Source organism: Alcaligenes sp. GW821-FHT11D07, assembly GCF_058808495.1.
The window spans coordinates 569,107-591,482 of record NZ_JBXART010000003.1 but is presented as its reverse complement, the minus strand read 5'-3'; the positions used below and the strand labels follow the sequence as shown (position 1 = coordinate 591,482).

Annotated in this window: 12 protein-coding genes; 7 read left to right on the top strand and 5 right to left on the bottom strand. The window is 55.1% G+C overall.

Annotated features, from left to right (window positions below):
* Positions 1-116 precede the first annotated feature (116 nt).
* Entirely contained in the window at positions 117-647 is a 531-nt protein-coding gene (locus AC1RSM_RS15660) for a chromate transporter (protein WP_492933475.1), read from the bottom strand.
* Positions 644-1,219 (bottom strand): chromate transporter, encoded by a 576-nt coding sequence (locus AC1RSM_RS15655; RefSeq protein ID WP_492933473.1) that lies wholly within the window; start codon positions 1,217-1,219, stop codon positions 644-646. The genes AC1RSM_RS15660 and AC1RSM_RS15655 overlap by 4 nt, the downstream gene beginning before the upstream one ends.
* A gap of 639 nt (positions 1,220-1,858) precedes the next feature.
* On the opposite strand from AC1RSM_RS15655, the gene AC1RSM_RS15650 reads away from it, so the two are divergent.
* The 3 genes from AC1RSM_RS15650 to AC1RSM_RS15640 all read left to right on the top strand — a co-directional run bounded on the left by AC1RSM_RS15650 (position 1,859) and on the right by AC1RSM_RS15640 (position 6,159).
* Positions 1,859-4,291 carry a 3-hydroxyacyl-CoA dehydrogenase/enoyl-CoA hydratase family protein gene (locus tag AC1RSM_RS15650; protein WP_492933472.1) on the top strand — a complete coding sequence of 811 codons (2,433 nt, stop codon included), beginning with the start codon at positions 1,859-1,861 and terminating at the stop codon, positions 4,289-4,291.
* Positions 4,292-4,310: 19 nt separating this feature from the next.
* Positions 4,311-5,504 carry an acetyl-CoA C-acyltransferase gene (locus AC1RSM_RS15645; RefSeq protein WP_492933471.1) on the top strand — a complete coding sequence of 398 codons (1,194 nt, stop codon included), beginning with the start codon at positions 4,311-4,313 and terminating at the stop codon, positions 5,502-5,504.
* Between the two features lie 211 nt (positions 5,505-5,715).
* Positions 5,716-6,159, top strand: a complete 444-nt coding sequence (locus AC1RSM_RS15640; protein ID WP_492933470.1) for a DUF7832 domain-containing protein — start codon at positions 5,716-5,718, stop codon at positions 6,157-6,159.
* A gap of 9 nt (positions 6,160-6,168) precedes the next feature.
* Here AC1RSM_RS15640 and AC1RSM_RS15635 read toward each other — a convergent pair whose 3' ends face one another.
* Positions 6,169-7,050, bottom strand: a complete 882-nt coding sequence (locus AC1RSM_RS15635; protein ID WP_492933469.1) for a DMT family transporter — start codon at positions 7,048-7,050, stop codon at positions 6,169-6,171.
* 160 nt (positions 7,051-7,210) lie between these two features.
* On the opposite strand from AC1RSM_RS15635, the gene hmpA reads away from it, so the two are divergent.
* Positions 7,211-8,416 (top strand): NO-inducible flavohemoprotein, encoded by a 1,206-nt coding sequence (gene hmpA / locus AC1RSM_RS15630; RefSeq protein ID WP_492933468.1) that lies wholly within the window; start codon positions 7,211-7,213, stop codon positions 8,414-8,416.
* An 84-nt stretch (positions 8,417-8,500) separates the two neighbouring features.
* On the opposite strand, the gene AC1RSM_RS15625 is transcribed toward hmpA, so the two are convergent.
* Positions 8,501-9,892, bottom strand: a complete 1,392-nt coding sequence (locus AC1RSM_RS15625) for an aminotransferase-like domain-containing protein (RefSeq protein ID WP_492933467.1) — start codon at positions 9,890-9,892, stop codon at positions 8,501-8,503.
* Positions 9,893-10,021: 129 nt separating this feature from the next.
* On the opposite strand from AC1RSM_RS15625, the gene AC1RSM_RS15620 reads away from it, so the two are divergent.
* Positions 10,022-10,885 carry a DMT family transporter gene (locus tag AC1RSM_RS15620; RefSeq protein ID WP_492933465.1) on the top strand — a complete coding sequence of 288 codons (864 nt, stop codon included), beginning with the start codon at positions 10,022-10,024 and terminating at the stop codon, positions 10,883-10,885.
* A gap of 73 nt (positions 10,886-10,958) precedes the next feature.
* Here the strand turns inward: AC1RSM_RS15620 and AC1RSM_RS15615 are convergent, their stop codons facing one another.
* Complete coding sequence (locus AC1RSM_RS15615) at positions 10,959-12,449, bottom strand: nucleobase:cation symporter-2 family protein (protein ID WP_492933464.1); 1,491 nt, start codon at positions 12,447-12,449, stop codon at positions 10,959-10,961.
* A gap of 999 nt (positions 12,450-13,448) precedes the next feature.
* On the opposite strand from AC1RSM_RS15615, the gene AC1RSM_RS15610 reads away from it, so the two are divergent.
* Entirely contained in the window at positions 13,449-21,041 is a 7,593-nt protein-coding gene (locus AC1RSM_RS15610; protein ID WP_492933463.1) for an SDR family NAD(P)-dependent oxidoreductase, read from the top strand.
* Positions 21,034-22,374: an aminotransferase class I/II-fold pyridoxal phosphate-dependent enzyme gene (locus AC1RSM_RS15605; RefSeq protein ID WP_492933462.1), complete on the top strand. Its 1,341-nt coding sequence runs from the start codon at positions 21,034-21,036 to the stop codon at positions 22,372-22,374. Before AC1RSM_RS15610 ends, AC1RSM_RS15605 begins: the two co-directional genes overlap by 8 nt.
* Positions 22,375-22,376 lie beyond the last annotated feature (2 nt).

Here is a 22,376-nt window from a genome sequence, read left to right as displayed (position 1 = left end):
ATGTCTTGCGTGCTTTGTACGCGGGCGAGACGCCATGAGTGTGGCGCTTTGTGTGAGCTGCGATACAGCCGCTTACGTAATAGTGGCTGGGTGTTTTGTCGGGTGTCAGATCTGTCCTAAGCAAGCGGTTGTACGAATCCAAACAACAGCCCACCGCCAGCCAGCAACCATAAGGGGTTGATGCGGCTGAGCAGTAACACAGCCGCACAGCCCAGAGCTGTGGCCCAAGCCCACAGGCCACCTTGAGCCGCTTTAAGAATGGTGGCGCTGGCCGCCAGAATCATGCCTGCCGCGATAGGCAGCAAGCCGGTCTCGATTGCACGGATCAGGCGAGTGCCTTCATAGCGTTTCCAGATTGTGGCCAGATAGTAGATAAGCAAGGCCGACGGCAGAAAAATCGCTATCGACGCTGCTAGTGCGCCCGCCCAGCCTGCTGCCTTCCAGCCGACCAGGGTGACCAACAAGGATTTGGGCCCTGGAGTCAGGCGCGATAGCGCAAACAGATCCAGGAACTCCTGATTGCTGATCCAGCCATGGATTTCTACCGATTGTCGGTGAATCTCGGGAATGATGCTTTGTCCACCGCCTATGGTCAAAAAGGACAAAGGTGCGAAGACACGCATCAGCTGCAGCAAAATGGTGATCATGATGGCTCACCTTGCGAGGGCTCTTGCTGCAACCAGGCGTGCCAGATGGATAGGGGGGCGCAGACCAGAATGACGGGGATCAGGTTCCATTCCATGACGAAGATGCCGATAAAGACGGCGATCATCAAGGCAATAGGGACCGGTCCACTGGCTGCGCCGCGAGCTGAGCGAGCCCCCATCTCTAAAGACAGGCCAATTGCCGCCGCAGCGATGCCAGCCATGACATGAGATACCAAGGCAGAGTCAGTCAGTTGCTCCAGCCCGATCAACATCAGAATCGCAAGGAGCAGGGGTGGGATCACCATGCCCAGCGTGGCAACCAGCGCGCCGCGGCCCGCCTGCAGGCGATAGCCAATCCAGATGGACAGGTTCACCACATTTATGCCGGGAAGGGCTTGGGACAGAGCCAATCCACTGAGAAAATCGTCCTGACTCATCAAGCGTCTCTGGACGACAAATTCGCGCATTAACCAACCACTCAAGCCTCCACCGAAGCTGGTCAAGCCAATGCGGGCAAAGATCAAAAACAGAGCGCTTAAAGATAGAGGAGCTGGTTCTTGGGGCCGGGTCATAAGCAATGCAGGGGAGGGGCTCGTCGAGATTGAAGTTTGAACATTCTGGCATACAAAGCGAGCCGCTTTTGATCCCTTTCAAGGTAAGCGCCGCACAAGGGAGGCTTTTTGGGCAAGGATGAACGCTAGGCGGACTGCTGGAGAGCCAGTTTTAGCGCAGGCTGCGTTCGCTCCTGGGTGATCACGGAGGATTACTATTTGTTTGAATTAATTAAAGAAATAAATGAATGGTTTTGTGCATAGAAATTAAATAGAAAAGATAAATAAAATAAATAAAAATAGAAATTAAAAAAATGGCAAAGCCATGTCTGGTGCCTGCTTGAAGAGGCTTGTATCCCAAGCTTGTAATCTGCCGCTTAATTCTCTTTTTATGCTGTCAATGCATTGAAATAAAAGAGATTGAAACGATCGTTTGAATTTAGACTTGGCTGGATAGTCGGTTCTGGCTCGGCCTACGCTCGTGTCATGGGCAGATTTATGAAGATGGATTTGATCTATACCCATCTTTGATTGAAAATAAAAAAGACTTTATGGTCTTAAAACCAGTTGTGCGTGTACGATTATTCGATTGCCGCGCATCAAAGCGCCTCCGTTTGAGGTCTTATGGTGCGTGGGGTTCAGTTTCCTGGAGACAAACCTATGACATCTAGTTCAGCCAGTGCAGTGACGGGCGGTGCCCGTACCTTGCGTCGGGTCGCCGTGTGCGGCGCCGGCGTTATGGGCGCGCAAATTGCCGCTCATTGCGTGAATGCAGGCATACCAGTAGTTCTGTTTGATCTGCCCGCCCGCGAGGGTCCTAAAAATGGCATCGCTTTGCGTGCGATCGCCAATCTGCGCAAAATGAATCCCGCTCCCTTGGGTACGCCAGACTTGGCTGACCTGATCGAGCCTGCCAACTATGACGACAATCTGGACCGTCTGGCCGATTGCGATCTGGTGATCGAGGCCATCGCCGAGCGTTTGGACTGGAAGCAGGACCTGTACCGCAAGATTGGTCCAGCCCTGAACCCGAATGCCATCATTGCCAGTAATACTTCCGGCCTGTCCATTACCTCCTTGGCCGATGTGTTGCCCCAAGAGCTGCGCCCTCGTTTTTGCGGCGTGCACTTTTTCAACCCCCCTCGCTACATGAGCTTGGTGGAATTGATCCCCACCCAATACACCCAGCCAGAATTGCTGGACACCCTGGAAACTTTCCTGGTGTCGCAGTTGGGCAAGGGCGTGGTTCGTGCCAAAGATACGCCGAACTTTATCGGTAACCGTATTGGTGTTTTTGGCATTCTGTCCGTATTCGAGCAAGCCCGTCGTTTCTCCCTGACGTATGAGCAGGTTGATGAGCTGACCGGTACTCGCTTGGGCCGTGCTAAATCGGGTACTTACCGCACGGCGGACGTTGTGGGCCTGGATACCCTGGCGCACGTGATCCGTACCATGCAAGATCAGTTGCCTGAGGACAGCTTCAAAGCGCATTTTGGCCTGCCTCCCGAAGTTCAAGGCTTGATTGATGCTGGTGCCTTGGGTCAAAAGACGGGTGCCGGTTTCTTCCGTAAAAAAGGTCGTGAAATTCAGCGCTTTGATGCGCAACAGCGTGATTACGTTGCCGCTGACCAGAAAATTGATCCGGATGTAGCTGCCATTCTGGCTGTACGTGATCCGGCTGAGCGCTTGCGCCAGCTGCGTGAATCCGACAAGCCTCAGGCCCAGTTTGTTTGGGCTGTGCTACGCGATACTTTCCACTACAGCGCCATTCATCTGCAAGATATTGCCGACAATGCCCGTCAGCTGGATCTGGCCTTGAAATGGGGCTTTGGTCACAAGCAAGGTCCGTTCGAGATCTGGCAAGCTGCCGGCTGGCGTCAAGTGGCCGAGTGGATCAATCAGGATATTCAAGAGGGCAAGACGCTCAGCAGCCAGCCGCTGCCTGATTGGGCCACGCGTGGTCCGGTCTGGGAGGCTCAGGGTGTGCATACTTCCGCCGGCTCCTGGAATCCTTCGCAAAGCCGCTTTGAAGGCCGCAGCAATCTGCCGGTGTATCAGCGTCACATTGGCACCCCTTTGCTGGTGGGCGAAGTGGAGTCCTTGGAAACCAGCACGGTTTATGAGGATGAGTCGGTGCGTTGCTGGACTTTGCCAGCCCCGCATCCCCAAGATGTGCTGATCGTTTCCTTCAAGACCAAGATGCACACTTTGAGCCCCGGTGTGGTGACTGGCGTGTTCAAAGCGGTTGAGTTGGCTGAAGCCTCGTATCAGGCCTTAGTAATTGCCCAAGACGGCGACCCCTTCTCGGCTGGCGCTGACCTGAAAGCTATTCTGCCTTTGTTCGAGAAAGAAGGCGTGGCTGCAGTTGAACCCGTCGAACGTGCCATGCAGGATATGGTCCTGCGCATTCGCTACGCTCAGGTGCCCGTGGTCGCTGCTGTTGCTGGCCTGGCTTTGGGTGGTGGTTGCGAGCTGGCTGTGCATTGCGCGCACCGCGTCGCTCACTTCGAGTCCTATATTGGGCTGGTTGAGGTGGGTGTAGGTCTGGTTCCAGGTGCAGGTGGTTTGGCCTACTCCGCTCGCCGCTCTGCTGAATTGCAGGCTATGGGCGCACCCGATGCGCCTTTGTTGGCCTACCTGAAGCGTTTTGCTCTGGCGATTGCCAGCGCCCAGGTATCGCGCTCCGCGCTGGATGCTCGCCAGTTGGGCTTCCTGAAAGAGTCCGACACCATCGTCATGAACCGTCAGGAACTGGTGTACGTGGCTGTGCGTCAGGCACAGGCATTGGCCAGTTCGGGTTGGCGTGCACCGCTGCCGCGTCGATTCCCCGTCGCCGGTCGCGATGGTATCGCTACGCTGAAGGCTCAGTTGGTGAACATGAAAGAGGGTGGTTTTATCTCGGAATATGACTTCCATATTGCCGAGAAGGTCGTAACCGTGATCTGCGGGGGCGATGTGGATCCGGGCTCGCTGGTGGATGAAGCCTGGATGATGGCGCAAGAGCGGCAGGCCTTCCTGGAGCTGCTCAATACCCCCAAGACCCAGGAGCGTATTACTGGGATGTTGACCACTGGCAAGCCAGTGCGTAACTAGAGCGGATCAAGGAGTAGACATGACTGTACAACAAGCTTATATCGTCGCTGCCAAGCGTACGCCTATTGGAAAAGCGCCGCGTGGCGTGTTTTCGGCCTACCGTCCTGACGAGCTGCTGGCTGAAGCAATCCGTGGCACGCTGGCTAGCGTTCCTAATCTGGACCCTTCCGCAATTGAAGAAGTGGTGGCTGGTTGCGCTCTGCCAGAAGGTCCTCAGGGTTTTAACGTCGCACGTATTTCGGCCCTGCTGGCAGGCTTGCCTGACACCGTGGCTGGTATGACCGTCAACCGTTTTTGCGCATCCGGATTAAGCGCAATCGCCATTGCGGCAGACCGTATTCGTTCCGGCCAGGCCGATGTCATTGTGGCCGCTGGTGTGGAATCCATGAGTCAGGTGCCGGTGATGGGCGTAAGCACCACCTTCAGCCCGGAAATCTTTGCGTCTGAAGAAAACTACGGCATTGCTTATGGCATGGGTTTGACCGCTGAAGAAGTAGCCCGTCAGTGGAAGGTTTCCCGTGAAGATCAGGATGCGTTTGCGCTGGCTTCGCACCAGAAAGCCATTAAGGCTTGGGAGTCGGGCGAGTTCACGGGTGAAGTGCTGCCAGTTAGCGTAACGCGCCGTCAGCCTAATCTGAACACTCAGGAAATCTCGGTCAAAACACAAATTGTGGATCGTGACGAGGGTCCTCGCTCAGACACCAGTCTGGAAGTTCTGGGCAAGCTGCGTCCTGTATTTGCCGCTCGTGGTTCCGTCACGGCAGGCAATAGCTCGCAGATGTCCGATGGAGCGGGCGCCTTGCTGGTGGTGTCCGAACGCGCTTTGCGTGAGCACAATCTGACGCCTTTGGCTCGCTTCGTGACTTTCTCGGTGCGCGGTGTGCCACCGTCCATCATGGGTATCGGTCCTAAAGAGGCCGTTCCTCATGCACTGGCCTTGGCGGGCCTGAAGCAAGATCAGATGGATTGGATCGAGCTGAACGAAGCTTTTGCGGCTCAGTCTCTGGCGGTCATCCGTGATCTGGGTCTTGATCCAGAGCGCGTTAATCCGCTGGGCGGCGCAATTGCCATGGGCCACCCTTTGGGTGCGACTGGCGCGATGCGTGCCGCCACCGTAGTCCATGCCTTGCAGCGTCGTCAGCTTAAATACGGCATGCTGACTATGTGTATCGGCACAGGTATGGGCGCTGCCGGCATTTTCGAGCGTACATAATTGTTCGGGTTTACGCCTGTTTAGAAAGGGCCACCTTTGGGTGGCCCTTTTGTTTCTGCAAGGCTTGGTGCCTTTCAATCGGCAGCCGTCTTGTTACACGCTGAAAAAGCCAGGCCAGTATGCTTTTTTCCCGCTGGGCAGACCGATATACTAGGTTCATCCGGGCTGTATTGGGTATTCCGATTTTTCGAATTTTTAAGGAGAGAAAGCCGTGAACGCCTCATCTTTCGATAATGTGAAATACGACGATCTGGACTGGCATATTGAAGGCGACTACCCCCAGGGCCTGGGGCCTGAAGGGGGCCGCACTCATATGGGGTTTTACTTGGCGTGGCTGGTTGAGCGGGGCATGGTGTCTACGACCTTGCTGGATCAGTACCCCAACGAGATTCGGCAGTGCCGAGACCACATGCTCAAGGGCTCGCAATTGCTGGAGATCGCTTGTGGAGACGTACTCCTTAGCGAATATATGTCCCCAGAAGGCCGGGAGTTTTCGGACTTTTACTACGAGCAGTTCTATCTGGATGACTATGTAGAGACCCTGGATGATGCGGACCTGGTGTCTATCTACCATGTGCCGGATGACTGGGAGTCTTACGAGGCCTTGAGAAAGGTGCTTGATACGCGCTTCGAGGCCTGGCAACAGCTCCAGTAACGGTTGAGCCTAGGGTGTACGTTTTGTGCGTGGCTTGATCAGACCGGTCGCCAGCAAGGTGCCGAATAAAACCGTGCTCATCCCGACCAGCATTTGAATCGTCAGGGCTTCACTCAGCAACAGAGCGCCCCACAGCACTCCGAAAGGAGGCACCAGAAAGGTGACTGTGATGGTCTTGGATGGGCCGACATTGGATAGCAAGCGGTAAAAGATCAGGTACGCCACAGCGGTACACAGCAGGGACAAAGACAGGGCCGCACCCCAGGCGTGCAGACCCGGGAGCTGGGCGGGCCACCAAAAAATAGCAGCGGGTAGGAGAACCAAGGTTGCGCTGACCATGCTGCCTGCGGCCACCGCTTGCGGTGGCACGCCACGCAGATAGCGGGCGGTAAAGTTGGCGGCAATCCCGTAAAAGACAGTGGCCAGTAAAGACGCCAGTACAGCCCAACCTTCAGCCCCCTGGTTAAAGCTGAGTTTGTCGTAAACCAGAATCAGGATACCCAGAAAGCCTACAAAAAGACCCAGGATACGGCTGGGTGTCAGGCGCTCTTTGAGCCAAATGCGGGCAACCAGCGCTCCAAATAGGGGCGCCATGGCGTTAAGCACTGCCAGTAGCCCCGACTCCAGGCGCAAGGCCGCAAAGGCATACAAAGAAAACGGTATGGCCGCATTGAGTACGCCCAGCCCAAAGATCGGTTTCCAGTTCGCCAGAAAGACCGGCAGGCGACCTGTCAGCGTGATGTAGCTCATCAACGCCAAGGCACTGACTCCCACGCGTACTGCCGTCAGGGGAAAGGGCCCAAATTCAGGGACCGCTTGCAGCGTAAATAAAAACGAGCTGCCCCAGATGGCAGCCAGCAGGAATAAATCGCGTAGGTCTTTGGGGGACATGGGAGTGGGATGAGTGGCGACGGTCCGCGCGGGCCGTATACAGGGGCGATTGTAATCCTGTCTGTGTTGTTTACCCATCTATGGGGCAGTAGAAAAATTAAGGACTCCAGCCTATTATCAAAGGTCTATTTAATATATATCTTTAATATGGAGGCTTATAATGCTTTCTTCTTCTGTACGGCAGACCATCAAGGCAACGGCCCCTGTTCTTGAAGTGCAAGGGGTAGCATTAACTCGCCATTTCTATGAGCGCCTGTTTACGCATAATCCTGAATTGCGGGAGGTGTTCAACCAAACGCATCAGCGCATAGGTACTCAGCAGCATGCTTTAGCGGTCGCTGTGGCAGCCTATGCCCGCCATATTGATGACCCTTCTGTGCTCTTGCCTGTTTTGGAGCGAGTATCTCGCAAGCATGTCAGCCTAGGTGTGCGACCCGAGCATTATGCAGTGGTGGGCAGGCATTTATTGGCCTCTATCGGTGAAGTGTTAGGAGAGGCCGCAACACCGCAGATTACCGAGGCATGGGCAGCGGCTTATGAGCAGTTGCAAGCGATCCTCGTGGGTATAGAGCAAGGCATCTATAAAGAGAGCACGGATCTGGAGGGGGGCTGGACCGGTTGGCGCACGTTTCGTATTGCAAGCAAGCGTGCAGAAAGCCAGGAAATAACCTCGTTCGAGCTGGTCCCTGCCGATGGCGGTAAAGTGCCTTCCTACCGGCCCGGTCAATATGTATCTTTACAACTGCGCTTGCCCGACCTGGGGTTCTCCCAGGCACGGCAATACAGCTTGTCGGATGCACCCGGTAAAAGTTCACATCTGCGTATCTCTGTCAAAAGAGAGGATGGCGCGGCCCAGACGCCGGCTGGGATGATGTCCAATCACCTGCATCAGCACATGCAAGAGGGTGATTATGTGGAGTTGGCCGCGCCTAATGGAGACTTCTTTTTGCATGATGACCGCAGCGGGCCGCTAGTCTTGATCAGCGCTGGTGTGGGAATTACGCCGTTGATGGCTATGCTGGAGCATCTGCATAACCAACGCAGCAGCCGACCCATACGGTTTTTCCACGCCTCACGTCATGGGCAGGTGCAGGCTTTTGGGAAACGAGTGCGTTTTTTGGTGCAAAACCTGGCGGATGCGTCTGCCTGGTTCGTGCATGAGAAAGCGGTGGAGGCCGGCTCGGACTGTGATCAGTTGGGGCGTTTGGATTTGGCCCAGCACGATTTGCCTGAGCAGGCCGACTACTACATCTGTGGGCCCACGGGCTTTATGAATGCCCAAATCCAGTTTCTGCGTGAACGCGGCGTTCCCGCAGAGCGAATTCATGCGGAAGTATTTGGCACAGGAGGGGTGGCAATCTCCTAAAAGCTCCTAAGGTGGCCCCACGTCGTTTGACTGGGGCCACATTTTTTGGGGTAGCAAAAGCAGATTGGATACGCGAACGGATGCTCAAGCGGGCAAACTCTGGTTGAGTGCACGGGCCAGCACGTCAAAAACACGCTTGTCTGTGCATTGTGCGACATTGAACCGCAAGAATCGCTTTGCCTCGGGAGCCTGACTAAAAGCTGGGCCTGGCGCCAATACAACACCATGCGGCAGGCAGGTTCGCGCCAAGCTCAATGCATCTTGCCCTGGCGGCAGCTCAGCCCAAAGAAACATGCCTTCGCGTGGTCGTAGCCAGGGTGACAGGCCTAGTTGTTCCAGTTGAACCAAGGTCTGGTCCATCGCTTTTGATAGCCGGTAGCGGATGCGTTCCAAGTGTTTGCGGTAGCCGCTATCACTTAGGGCACTATTTAAGATGTGGGCCGCTAAGCGGTTGCTGCTAAAACTGGTGGCTGTGCGTAAATCGACCAGGCTTTCTATCCATGGTGCTTGGGCGGCTATATAGCCGCAGCGTAGCGAAGCAGATAGTGTTTTGGAAAAACTGCCTATCTGCACTACGCGCTCTAAACCATCCAAGGCAGCCAGCCGGGTTGCTGGGCGGGTTTCCAGATCGCCAAAAATATCGTCTTCAATGATGTATAGATCCGCACGTTGTGCCATCGCCAAAACACTGTGGGCGGTCATGGCTGATAGTCGTGCTCCGGTAGGGTTGTGAAGGCCGGAATTCGTGATGTACAGGCGCGGTTTATGTTCTTGCAGTGCGGCCTCAAAGGCGCGCAGATCCGGCCCTTGATGTGTGTAAGGAACACTGACGACCTTTGCTCGATGGGCGCGCAGCAGGGCGTGGAAATTAAAGTAGCAAGGGTCATCTACTAATACGGTATCGCCTGGTTCCAGCAGGAAGCGACAAATCAGGTCAATTGCTTGAGTGCCTGAATCGGTCAGCATGATTTGATGGGGGGCGACATCAATGTCCGAATGGACCAGGCGGCGGGCCAGCAATTGTCGTAAAGACTCCAGGCCCAGGGGCGAACCGTAATCCGTCAAATCGGTACTGGGGCTGCGGGCCGCTTTACGCAGTCCTCGGCGCACGCCTTGATCGTACATCCAGTCCGAAGGCAGCCAACCACAGCCGGGCATCAAGACGTGCTTGTCTGCTTCCAGCGATTGGCGGGAGATCCATAAGGGATCGATGTCTCTATCCAGCGCAGGCTCCAACGCCGTTAGGTTAAGCGGCGCTAAAGGAGCCGTCACATAAAAACCGGAACCGGGGCGGGCCTCGATCAGGCCCTGTGCTGCCAGCCGGCCATAGGCTTCCACGATTGTGGATACCGATACATTGGCGGATTGAGCTTGCGCACGCACGGAGGGCAAGCGGGTGCCGGGCGGGTAGGTGCGTGCGGCGATGCGCTCGCGCACCGATTGCATTACGTATTCGATACGAGTTATAGAAGGCATGAAGTCAGGCGCGAGCACGGTGTATGGGTCTAATAGGCAGTACAGTTCTTTAAAACCGTATTGGACTGTGCCTGTGTATGCTGGCATGGCTGTGTTGTACTGACAAGCATCTTTGTTGGAGCGTAAACGATGGATAGCAAGGCAGTCAGCTGGCTCAATGGTGCGATCGGTGTAGCAATTTTTGCCGGTTCCTTACCGGCAACGCGGGTTGCTGTACTGGGTTTGGATCCCTTTTTTCTGACAGGTGCGCGAGCGGTAGTAGCGGCGTTGCTGGCAACTGCCTGGCTGCTGATCGGTCGTGTCTCCCGTCCGCAGCGCTCCGATCTGTCGTCGTTGGCGCTGGTGGGGTTTGGTGTGGTGCTGGGCTTTCCTTTATTGACGGCTTTGGCCTTGCAGCACATTACGTCTGCCCATTCCATCGTGTTCTTGGGCTTGCTGCCTTTATGTACGGCGGTATTTGGTGTGATCCTGGCGGGGGAGCGACATAAGCCTGTGTTCTGGGTGTTTTCGATCCTAGGCAGTGCGATGGTCGTTGGCTACGCTGCGCGGGATGGGCTGGATGCCTCCTGGCAGGGTGATCTGTATATGTTGGCGGCTGTGGTCGTGTGCGGGATGGGCTATGCCGAGGGAGGGCGGCTGTCGCGCCGTCTGGGGGGCTGGCAGGTCATTTGTTGGGCTCTGGTGCTGTCACTGCCCTTTATGTTCGTCATGATGCTTTGGTTTTGGCCTCAGAATTTGGACGAGGTAGCGATGTCTGCCTGGTTAGGCTTTGCCTATGTGTCTGTATTCAGCATGTTTCTGGGCTTTGTGTTTTGGTATCGAGGGCTGGCTCAGGGCGGGATTGCTGCCGTCGGGCAACTACAGCTATTGCAGCCCTTTTTGGGTTTGGGTCTGGCTGCTGCGCTATTGGGTGAAACGGTGAATGCCAGCATGATCTGGGTGACGGTCGGTGCTGCTTTATGTGTAGCAGGCGCACGCCGTTTCGCCTCTTGACGCAAGGCAATAAAAAACCGGTCTTTCTCTTAACGAGTCAGACCGGTTTCAAAACAAGAACGGCGAGCGCTATTTAAGCTTCGGCGTGTTTTGCGGCGTCCACAGCTGCTTGCGTATCTTCTTTAGCACCATTAAAGAACAGATTCAGCAGCACAGCGGCAATCGAGGTCAGCAAAATACCGGACTCAATCAGCGGGTGGATAGCGTGAGGCATCCACTGCATGTAGTTGGGGGCGACCAGAGGAATCATGCCAACACCAATGGAGATCGCCACAATCATGGAGTTGTTGCGGTTGGTTTTGTAATCCACGCCCGACAGAATACGGATGCCGGTTGCAGTGACCATACCGAACATCACAATCCCGGCGCCTCCTAATACCACTGTGGGCAAGGATTCAACCAGGGCAGCCATTTTAGGCAGCAGGCCCAACACAATCAGGATGACCCCACCCGCCACGCAGACAAAGCGGCTGCGCACACCTGTCACGGCAACCAGCCCCACGTTTTGCGAGAAGCTGGAGTACGGGAAGGTATTGAAGATACCGCCCAGCAGGGTTCCCAAGCCATCCGTACGCAGACCGCGAGCCAAGTCTTTCTGATCCACTTTCTTGCCTGTCATGTCGCTTAGCGCCAGGAACATGCCGGTGGATTCGATCAGCACCACGATCATGACCAGCGTCATGGTGGCAATGTGCAGAGCGTCGAACTTGGGCATGCCAAAGTGAAAGGGCAACACCAAATCTACCCAAGCGGCATTGGAGACTTTTTCATAAGTCATGATGCCCATGGCGGATGCAACAATCGCACCGATCACAATGCCAAGCAGCACGGCCACGTTACCGATAAAGCCCTTGCAGAACTTGGCGATCAGCAAGATGGACACCAGCACGATGGCAGCAATGCCCAGGCCTGGCAGGTTAGCGTAGCGTGGGTTAGGCACTGTAGCTTTCAAGGCCAGACCTTCAGGCAGTGGCGGCAATGCCGAGCCTGGCATGGCGGCAGCGGATTGCGCGTGTTGCAACCAGGCCAGGTGATCAGGGCTGATCACGGCTGGAGCGGTTGGCCCTACAGGATTGCCAAAAATCCAGTTGATCCCTACCCGCATCAGCGTAATGCCGATCATGGCAATAATTGTGCCGGTCACCACAGGTGGGAAAAATCGCAGCATCCGACTGACGGCGGGGGCGATGATCATGGTGATAATACCGGCGCCAATAACAGTGCCAAACAGAAGCTGAGCACCTTCATGGCCTGGATTGGCCTGTGCCATGGACACCATCGGGCCAACAGCGGCGAAGGTGACTCCCATCATGACAGGCAGCTTGATACCAAAATACTGTGTAAAGCCCAAGGACTGAATGATGGACACCATGCCGCATACAAACAAATCAGCGGCAATCAGAATCGATACTTCTTCAGACGTCAGGTTTAGTGCTCGGCCCACGATTAGTGGAACCGCGACAGCACCGGCGTACATCACCAAAACGTGCTGCAAGCCCAGTGCGGCTAGCCTGCCATTCGGTAATCGTTCGTCGACGGGTGCGGTGGTCGCGTTCGTACCCATGAAATGTCTCCAGAGTGGATTAATTATTAGATGTAGCCATCTCAATGTAACGGCGTGCGACAGGCATGCCATAAGACAATTCGTATAGAGCCTAGGTGAGCCTGGCTATAAATGAGGGATAACCCCCAAGGAAAATGCTCGAATCTGGACGTTTTTGAGGTCGCTAAGGGAAAACACTGCTGTGGCGGCACGGCGTCAGACAAGGTCTTTAAACGCCGTAAAAGAGCGCCAGGATTGGTGTCGCGACAGTTGCAGGTCTATCTTGTTTGTATCAAAAGTGATTTTTCTAATACGACGAAGCAGTCGTTTTGTGTCAAAAAAGAAGTGGCTAAGTGGCAGTTATGACAGGGCTGTAAGCGGATGGGAGCTAGCTTCATCAGACCTGCAAAGGTTTTATGACAGCATCGGATTGTTACAGTGCGCTTTGGCCTGTTTTCAGTTCTTTATGGATTCGAACAAGTGCGTAATGGTAATATCGCTAGTTGCGAATCCTTTAGATGCGCTACGGGCCAAGGTTAAGAATTTCGCGTTTTCTTGACGATTCATGGCCTTTAATTAGTATCGGATTAAGTTGTTTGTTTCGCAGTAGGTGGCTGAGGAATAAAACAATCTTCGATGCTTTCCTAGTGTTTTGATTAAGCAGTCTTGGCGAATATGCCAATGCATTGTTGTTTTCAAACGCTAGGTTTTTTGTTTTAAAAATAAATAGAACAATATAGCCAGTAAGTGTTTCGATTATATATTTTATTTTCTAATTTTTATTTAATTGAAAATTAGAATTAAATATTATCAAATTACTTGTGGGTTTTATATTTCCACAGTAATTGTGATTTGTAAACCACGGTAACCGGGTGTAAATTTCGCCTTTGTTTACGGGTGTGCTGCCAGCGACACGTCAGAGTCAGAAGTCGTTGTCTAAAAATAGCGTTTAATCAAATATGACTATTCCGTGCTCCGGGGCGATAGGGCAAGTCAGTAAAGATCGAAAGGGTAGGGTGCGTGTCTCAAAATACAGGTAAGGATGCTGGTGAGTTTGAAGCGTCCCGAACAGATATTATTAAAAGCAACACTTCTTCTGGTGCAATCGCCATTATCGGTATGGCGTTTCGTTTTCCAGGTGATCTGTCGCACCCCGAACAGTTCTGGAATGCTTTAATTGAACAGCGCGATCTAGTTACTGAAATTCCTGCGGACCGTTGGGCAACCCAAGAATTGCAGCACGATAAGCGCTCTGAAGCGGGCCGCAGCATTACTTTTTCTGCTGGCGTGTTGTCGCGTATCGACGAGTTCGATGCGGATTTTTTTGGCATTTCCCCCCGTGAAGCCGCTTGGCTGGACCCCCAACAGCGACTGTTGTTAGAGCTGTCTTGGGAAGCGATGGAAAGCGCAGGTGTTTTACCGTCGGCGATGGCAGGCAGTGATTGCGCCGTATACGTCGGTATTTCAGGTTTGGATTACGGCATGCGCGGCCTGGATGATTTGGCCAGCCTGACCTCCCATATGATGACCGGCAATACCTTAAGTATTGCTGCCAATCGCCTCTCTTATATTTACGACCTCCATGGCCCTTCAATGGCGGTGGATACCGCTTGCTCGTCCTCGCTCGTTGCTTTGCACCAGGCGTGCACCAGCTTGCGCAGTGGTGAAGCGTCTACCGCCTTGGTCGGCGGCGTTAATCTTTTATTGCACCCTTACCCTTTTGTCGGCTTCACCAAGGCGTCGATGCTATCGGCTGATGGCCGTTGCAAGGCATTTGATGAGGCCGGCAACGGTTATGTGCGCTCGGAAGGCGGCGCTGTGCTCATGCTCAAACCCTTGGAGCAAGCTCTGGCGGACGGCGATCAAGTACAAGCTGTCATTCTGGCGACCGGAGTCAATGCAGATGGAGCTCGCAAAACGGGCATCACCATTCCTAGCTGCCAAGGGCAAATTGAATTGATGCGCTCCGTGTTGGAGCGCAGCGGCCTGACGGCTGCTGAGGTGGATTTTGTTGAAGCCCATGGGACCGGAACGGCGGTGGGTGACCCGATCGAAACCACAGCCATCAGTGCGGTGTATGGCAAGGAGCGTGCGCAGCGTTTGCCTATCGGCTCGGTCAAGGCCAATTTAGGGCATATGGAATCAGCCTCGGGTATGGCTGGTCTGGTCAAAGCGGTATTGGCTTTGCAGCATCAAGCTTTGCCACCTGCACTGCACTTGAAGAACCCGAATCCCGCCATTGACTTTGATGGTTTGAACCTGGAGTTGTTGACCCAAGCGCGTGTTTTGCAGCGCAGCGACGGCAAGCCTCTGGTTGCGGGAGTCAATTCTTTTGGCTTCGGTGGCGCCAACGCTCACGTACTGCTGCAGGCTCCAGTGGCTGCGTCTGTTTCTGCGCCAAACTTGCCGGAATCTGGCTTGCCGCCTTTGACCCTTTCTGCCAAAACAGAAGGGGCATTGCGTCAACTGGCTGGCGAGTATGCTGATTTGCTGCAAGGCAAAACACGACAAGATTTTTACGATGTTAGCTATGCGGCTGCTCATCACCGCCAAGCTTTAGCGCGTGGTTTGATTATTCAGCCCGAGACTGTCAAGGAAGGCGTGGCGCAATTGCGCGCCTACGCACAAGGTAAAGACCCGCAGGGCCTGCAGACTGTGGACTCCTTGGACAAGGAAGGTCAGTTGGCCTTTGTCTACGCGGGTAATGGCGCGCAGTGGTTGGGTATGGGCGTGACCCTGTTACGTGAATCCCCCCGCTTTGCTGCGTTACTGAAAGAGCTGGATGCCATGATGAAGCCCATGGCAGGCTTCTCTTTGCTGGATCAGCTTCAAGCAGACCTGGCTGCGTCCAAAATGGACGACACCACCGTCGCGCAGCCCTTGTTGTTTGCTGTTCAGGTGATCGTGACACGCATGTTGCGTGAAGATGGAGTGACTCCGGATGCTGTGGCTGGCCACAGCGTGGGTGAAATTGCCGCCGCTTGGGCGGCAGGTGCGCTGGATCTGGAGCAAGCGATTCGTGTGATTTGTGCCCGTAGTCAGGCCCAGGGCCTGACACGTGGTCAAGGTCGGATGGCGGTAGTAGGGCTGTCGCTGGAAGCCGTGAATACCCTGCTGGAAAGCCTGGGTACCGAACTTGGTGTGAATGTGGCGGGGGTGAATAGCCCTAGCAATATCACGCTGTCTGGCAGCCTGGATGGCTTATTGCGCATTCAATCCGAGCTGGAAGGCAAGAGCGTGTTCTTCCGTTTGCTGGATCTGGATTACGCTTTTCATAGCCCTTATATGGACGGCTTGTTGCCGCATCTGCAAAAAAATCTGGGCGATTTGCAGCCTGGCCAGAATGCTTCGCAGGCTCGTTTCGTGTCCACTGTAACTGGTGATGAGTTACCTCCCGAAGCGCTGGGCGTGGATTACTGGTGGCGCAATATTCGTGAGCCCGTCCTGTTTGAGCAGGCTATCGTCCAACTCGCCAAGCAGGGCTGCCGCGTGTTTCTGGAAATTGGCCCGCACGCCATTTTGCAGCGCTATATCCGTGAAACTCTGACACAAGTTGATGTGCAAGGTGTGGTGTTGTCCAGCCTGCGCAAACACGATGATGGGCCCCAACGCTTGGTCGATACTGCCTTGCGCACTTTGGCCTTGTTGCCCACCCAATTAAAAGCGCGCTTCGCTGTGCCGGGTAATCCAGTGCAATTGCCTGTCTACCCTTGGCAGCGCGAACGTCATTGGTACAAGGTCAGTTCGGAAGGGATGCGTTCCATCGAGCGTCGCCGTGTTCATGACCTGCTGGGCTGGCGTTTGCCTGATAGCGATATCAGCTGGGAAAACGTGCTGGACCCGGTCGTCTTGCCTTGGCTGGCCGATCACAAGGTGGGCGGGGCAATGGTGTATCCGGGGGCTGCCTATCTGGAAATGGCCTTGGCCGCCGCCCGCGAATGGCTAGGCGAGGATTTGATCCTGGTCGACGAACTGGATATTTTGGCTCCGCTGGTGTTTGACGGTGAACATGCGCGTAGTCTGCGATTCATTCTGAACCCTCGTGATGGTGGCTTTCAGATCAAGAGCCGCCAGCGCTTAAGTCAGGACGAGTGGGTATTTCATGCCAGCGGCCGAATTTTGGCCTCCGATGATCGTATGCCTTTGCCTGAGCTGCAGCCATTGGAGCAGGCAGATCTGCAAATCGATCGTAGCCGTCACTATCGCTTGGCCCATACCCTAGGTCTGGATTATGGTCCGGCCTTTCAGGGATTGAAGGCGGTGCACGTTCAGGGGACTTACCTGAATGCCGAACTGGAGATGCCAATCGGGCTGGAGCAAGGCGGATATCTTCTGCATCCCGCCTTGATGGACGTGTGTTATCAGTCCTTGGTAGATTTCTTTGCAGAAGATATAGAAGCAGGCCAAGGTGTGGCCTTGCTGCCTGTGAAAGTAGGGCGTTTCACCCTGTCCACAGAGGGGCAGGTTACCCATTTCAGAGCGCATTTGCGTCGTAGCAGTGCTCGTTCTGTACTGGCAGATTTTGAACTGTATGCCGCAGATGGTCGCTTGCTGGCCTGTGCTCAGGCTTGCCGCTTCCGTGCTGCCTATTTCTTGCGCCAGGATCGCCACGCCGTCTCGAATTGGCATATTACGCCGTACTTGCGTCCCCACCCCCGTGACCAACGTTCGGCTCTTGGGGCGACGCCGGAGCAACTGGCGCATACAGCTTGGACGGCATTGGCCGATCAGCAACAGGATCGAGAGCGCTGGTTCCAGCAAACTTTACCTTTGCTGGATGCGCTGAGCCTGTCTTTTGTTTATGAAGCCTTCCAAGGTCTTTCAGCCCAGCTTTCTACACCTGATTCTTCTGTCTTGAGCAGTCCTTACGGCCGCTGGATGAGTGATCTGCTGCGCCGCGAAGATCTGTTGCAAGAGAGTGAACAGGGCTGGCGCGTGGTGGAGCAGGCTGATATGCCGCCCGCCCAGGATTTGTGGCGCACGATTTTGCAGGATTCGCCCAACAGCCTGCCGCAATTGACGCAGATTGGTTCGGTGGGTCGTCAATTGCCTGCCTTGCTGCGTGGTGAGTTGTCTGGCGCTGCCTTGTTGAATTCTCTGCGGCGCTCGCCAGTGGTTGAAGTGCTGTACGACGACGATCCGATGTATCTGGGCATCCGTTTGGCCTTGGAGACGCAGTTGCGTGCACTAGCCGCTACTTTGCCGGCCTCCCAACGTCTGCGCGTCCTGGAAGTGTCTGTCGGCCCAAGCGAGCTGCCCAAAACTTTGGCGGCTTGTCTGAGGGAAGATCAGTTTGAGTACGTGCTGGCCCTGCCGGACGCTGATTTGCAGGCTCGTCAGTCCACTCAGCATCATGGAATGGCGAATGTTAAAGTCGTCGGCTTTGATCTGCTGGAATGGCAGATGGAACAGCCCGAGGCAGCCGTGTTTGATGTCGTGATCTTGCGTCACAGCTTGCATCGCACTGTCCATGTTCCGCCAGCCCTGGCACGCAGCAAACAATGGTTGGCATCCGACGGCATCTTGCTGTTGGCCGAATGCCATCCGGACTGGCATGCAGATTTCCTGTCTGGACTGGACAATAGCTGGTGGCACGCAAGCGGGGATACACAGGCAAGCCTGTCGTCCTCTCTGCTTTCTCCTGAGGGTTGGAGCAAAGCGCTGGAACAAGCAGGTTTTGAACAGGTGCAAACCGCCTTGGAACCTGCTGCTCAGGAGTTGAGTGAAGGGGCCTACTTGGTATTGGCGAAGGCGACCAAGACAGACTCCCTGCAGAATATAGAGCCTGCACCAGCGGGTAATTGGGTACTGCTGTTTGATGATGCATCCCGAATGCAGGCAGAAGCGCTGCAAGCCCGTCTACAGGCGGCTGGGCAAACAGTGAATGCGCAGGCCTGGCCCTTGGCGTCAGATGTGCTTGCTCAATCCGGCCTGATTAATGTGGTGCATATGCTGGGTTGGGGCGACTCTGTTACTGCCGCCAGCGCAGCCAGTGCCAAGCTGCTGAACTTGACTCAAAGCTTGTCGGCTAGCCAGGCGCAAAGTCGCTTGTGGTTGGTGACAGAAGGCGGTGCCTTGCCCGCCATGGATCAAAAGCTGGACTGGTCGGTTAATCCGGCTCAGTCAGCCTTGTGGGGGTTTGGCCGTGTCTTGATGAACGAGCTGCCCGCCCTGGCCTGCACCATGATCGACTTGACCGGTGATGTGACTACTTCCGACATTAGTGAACGCTTGGAGTGCGAGTTGCTTTGGCCAGACGGTGCTACCGAAATTGTCTTGGCGCAAGAGGCTCGCTATACCTTGGTTCTGGACGAGGCCAAGCAGGCAGGCATCGCTCATTTGCAAGAGGCAAGCCGTTTCAAGTTGGACTTCCAGGTTCCTGGGCAATTGCGCAATCTAGAGTGGCAAGCGGTTCAAGCCCCTGTTCTCGCAGCGAACCAGGTTGAAGTACGCACTATGGCGGCAGGCCTGAATTTCCGCGACGTCATGTACTTGATGGGCTTGTTGCCTGATGAAGCCGTGGAGAATGGTTTTGCGGGTGCCAGTCTTGGCTTGGAGTTTTCCGGTGTCGTGACCCAAGTGGGCGCAGATGTCACGCATTTGGCAGTTGGCCAGCCTGTGATGGGCTTTGGGTCGTCCTGCTTTGCTAGTCATGTCGTAACGCGCGCTGATGCTATTGCTCCCATGCCGGAAGGTTGGGACTTTGAAGCCGCCGCGACCGTTCCCACTGTGTTCTTCACGGTGTATTACGCCTTGACTCACCTGGCCCATATTCAGCCTGGTGAAAAAATCCTGATTCATGGTGCCGCTGGTGGCGTTGGTATTGCTGCCATTCAGCTAGCCCGTCATTTGGGTGCGGAGATTTATGCCACCGCAGGCACTGACGAGAAGCGTGTGTTTGCTTCCCTGCTGGGTGCCGATCGTGTGTTTGATTCGCGTAGCCTGAGCTTTGCCCAGGACGTGATGGATGCAACCGGCGGCCAAGGTGTTGATGTGGTGCTGAACTCGCTGGCTGGTGAGGCCATGCGCCGCAGTTTGGATGTGCTGTGCCCATTTGGCCGTTTCCTTGAGCTGGGTAAGCGTGACTTCTTCGAGAACACGCCCATTGGCTTGCGTCCCTTCAAAAGCAACATTAGCTACTTCGGCATCGACGCAGACCAATTATTGACAGGGCGTCCCGCCTTGGCGGCTCGCTTGTTTAAAGAAGTCATGGATCTGTTCCATGATGGTGCCTTGTTCCCACTGCCTTACCGCAGTTTTACTGCAGAGCATGTCATTGATGCCTTCCGCGCCATGCAGCAGGCACGCCACATTGGCAAACTGGTTGTGTCCCTGAAAGATGCACAGCCGGCCCTGCCACAGGCTCCTTCGACCGAGCATGTTGATTTGTCGGCTCAGGGGACTTGGTTGATCACAGGCGGCCTGTCCGGCTTTGGTCTGGCCTCTGCTCAGTGGTTAGTCCAGCGCGGCGTTCGGTCTTTGGTACTGGTGGGGCGTCGTGGTGTGGAGACGCCGGGGGCCCAGGCTTTGCTGGAGCAGTTCCAGGAGCAAGGCTGCCAAGTGCAGATTGAAGCATGTGACGTCACAGATTATGCAGCCGTCCAAGCGGTGGTTGCCAAGATTCAGCAGGACAATACCCCTTTGACGGGTGTGTTGCATGCCGCTGCCGTATTTGATGACCGTTTGATTGCCAATATGGATTCAGCAAGCCTGGACAAGGTGCTGCGAACCAAGCTGGTTGGTGCCTGGAACCTGCATCAGGCCACGCAGGCGGTAACGCTGTCGCACTTTGTGCTGTATTCCTCGGTAACGACGGCTATAGGTAATCCAGGGCAGGCGAATTACGTAGCGGCTAACGCTGGCTTGGAAGGCCTGACTCGCTTGCGTCAGAACCTGGGTCTGGCAGCATCGTGCATTGCTTGGGGCCCAATTGGTGATGCAGGTTACCTGACTCGCAATGAAACTGTTAAAGACAGCCTGGGCAAGCGCTTGGGTAAAGCGACCTTGCTTGCAGAGCAGGCCTTGAATCAGCTCGATCGCGTGCTGGCTGCTGATGGTGAAGTCACGATTGTGGCTAACTTTGACTGGAGTGCCTTGGCCCGTTTGCTGGCCTCCGCTCAAAGCGAGCGCTTTGCCATCTTGAACCGGGCTCGTAAGGAGCATGACGCTGGCAGCGATGGGCAAGATATTCATTCTTTAATCGCGGGCAAGACGCCGGAGCAAATTCATACCTTGGTAGCAGCATGGGTAGCACAAGAGGTGGCTAACATCTTGCGTACCGAAGTAGACCGGATCGAGACTCAGCGTTCTTTGCATGATTTGGGCATGGATTCCTTGATGGCCGTGGAGCTGGCCTTGGGCCTGGAGCAGCGCTTTGGGGTGCAATTACCTGCCATGGTGCTAAATGACTCTCCCACTGTCTGGAACGTGGCTGCTCGGATAGTGGACAAGCTGACAGCAGGAAGCGAGGACTCGGCGGAGCAGGGCACAGGACATTTGGTGGCCGATGTCGTGCGTCAGCACGGTGATGATATGTCCGAGGCGGACTTGCAAGGTTTGGCGCAGGATGTCCAGCGATTGGCAGAAACAGGGACAACATTGATCAATGAGTAAGAACGATCTAGCGCCAGGCAGCAAAGCACAACTGATTCAGCGCATCTTGGGACGTAAAACCGGACAAGCCGCTGGAGAGGGCCGCATGGCTAGCTCTTCTGCCACCCGTTTGGATGCGGTCAGCCATGTGCCAGAAGCCTTTACCCGCTTTGACCGTCATCCCGGCTACGAAAAAATGCTGGTGCCCAAGGCCATGGCTGATCGTATGGGCGTGCGCAATCCTTTTTTCCGCAGCCACGACGGGGTAGCCTCCGCGCGCACACGTATTGGCGGGCGAGACTACCTGAACTTTGCCAATTACAACTATCTGGGCTTGTCTGCCCACCCTGAAGTCAACGCGGCGGCTAAAGCGGCGATGGACCAGTACGGTACTTCGGCTTCGGCCAGCCGTCTGGTAGCGGGTGAGCGCCGGGTCCAGCGTGAACTGGAAGAAGAGTTAGCGCAAAACTATGACGTGGACGACTGTGTGGTGTTTGTCAGTGGCCACGCTACCAATGTCAGCACCATTGGCTATTTGTTTGGCCCTAAGGATCTGGTGATTCATGACAGCCTGATCCATAACAGTATCTTGCAAGGTATCCAGCTCTCTGGCGCTGCCCGTCGCTCCTTCCCGCATAACGACACGGTCGCCTTGGAGCGCATCCTGGCCGAAATCCGTGGGCAGTTTGAGCGCGTGCTGATCGTCATTGAAGGCCTGTACAGCATGGACGGCGATATTCCGGATCTGCCTGCATTTATTGACATCAAGCGGCGCTATAAAGCCTTTTTGATGGTGGATGAAGCGCATGCCTTGGGCGTGCTGGGCAAGACGGGTCGCGGCTCGCACGAGTACTTTGGCGTGGCGGGTCGTGATGTGGATATCTGGATGGGGACGCTGAGCAAGACCTTGGCAAGCTGCGGCGGCTATATCGCGGGTGATCGTGCCTTGGTGGAGCTGCTCAAGTATGCGGCCTCCGGCTTTGTGTACAGCGTGGGTATCTCGCCCGTGTTGGCTGCTGCCTCCCTTAAAGCCTTGCGGATCATGCACCGTGAGCCCGAGCGCGTGCAAACCCTGCAAGAGCGGGGAAGCCAGTTCTTAAACACAATGCGGTCGCTGGGCATTAACACGGGCTTTGCCCAAGGTTATGCCGTCATTCCTGCGATTACGGGCAGTTCCCTGAAAGCAGTCAGATTATCTGGCCAGCTGTTTGATGCTGGCCTGAATGTACAACCCATTATTCATCCGGCGGTAGAAGAAAAAGCAGCGCGTTTGCGCTTTTTCCTGTCGGCCACCCATACCCAGGATGACATTGATTTAGCGTGTGAAACCGTTCACACGCTTATGAAGAAATAAGC

Excerpts from the sequence above, each read along its gene's own strand:
- AC1RSM_RS15605 (WP_492933462.1), top strand. The coding sequence starts at position 21,034 with ATGAGTAAGAACGATCTAGCGCCAGGCAGCAAAGCACAACTGATTCAG.
- AC1RSM_RS15660 (WP_492933475.1), bottom strand. The coding sequence starts at position 647 with ATGATCACCATTTTGCTGCAGCTGATGCGTGTCTTCGCACCTTTGTCC.
- hmpA (WP_492933468.1), top strand. The coding sequence starts at position 7,211 with ATGCTTTCTTCTTCTGTACGGCAGACCATCAAGGCAACGGCCCCTGTT.
- AC1RSM_RS15645 (WP_492933471.1), top strand. The coding sequence starts at position 4,311 with ATGACTGTACAACAAGCTTATATCGTCGCTGCCAAGCGTACGCCTATT.
- AC1RSM_RS15625 (WP_492933467.1), bottom strand. The coding sequence starts at position 9,892 with ATGCCTTCTATAACTCGTATCGAATACGTAATGCAATCGGTGCGCGAG.
- AC1RSM_RS15655 (WP_492933473.1), bottom strand. The coding sequence starts at position 1,219 with ATGACCCGGCCCCAAGAACCAGCTCCTCTATCTTTAAGCGCTCTGTTT.
- AC1RSM_RS15615 (WP_492933464.1), bottom strand. The coding sequence starts at position 12,449 with ATGGGTACGAACGCGACCACCGCACCCGTCGACGAACGATTACCGAAT.
- AC1RSM_RS15650 (WP_492933472.1), top strand. The coding sequence starts at position 1,859 with ATGACATCTAGTTCAGCCAGTGCAGTGACGGGCGGTGCCCGTACCTTG.
- AC1RSM_RS15620 (WP_492933465.1), top strand. The coding sequence starts at position 10,022 with ATGGATAGCAAGGCAGTCAGCTGGCTCAATGGTGCGATCGGTGTAGCA.
- AC1RSM_RS15635 (WP_492933469.1), bottom strand. The coding sequence starts at position 7,050 with ATGTCCCCCAAAGACCTACGCGATTTATTCCTGCTGGCTGCCATCTGG.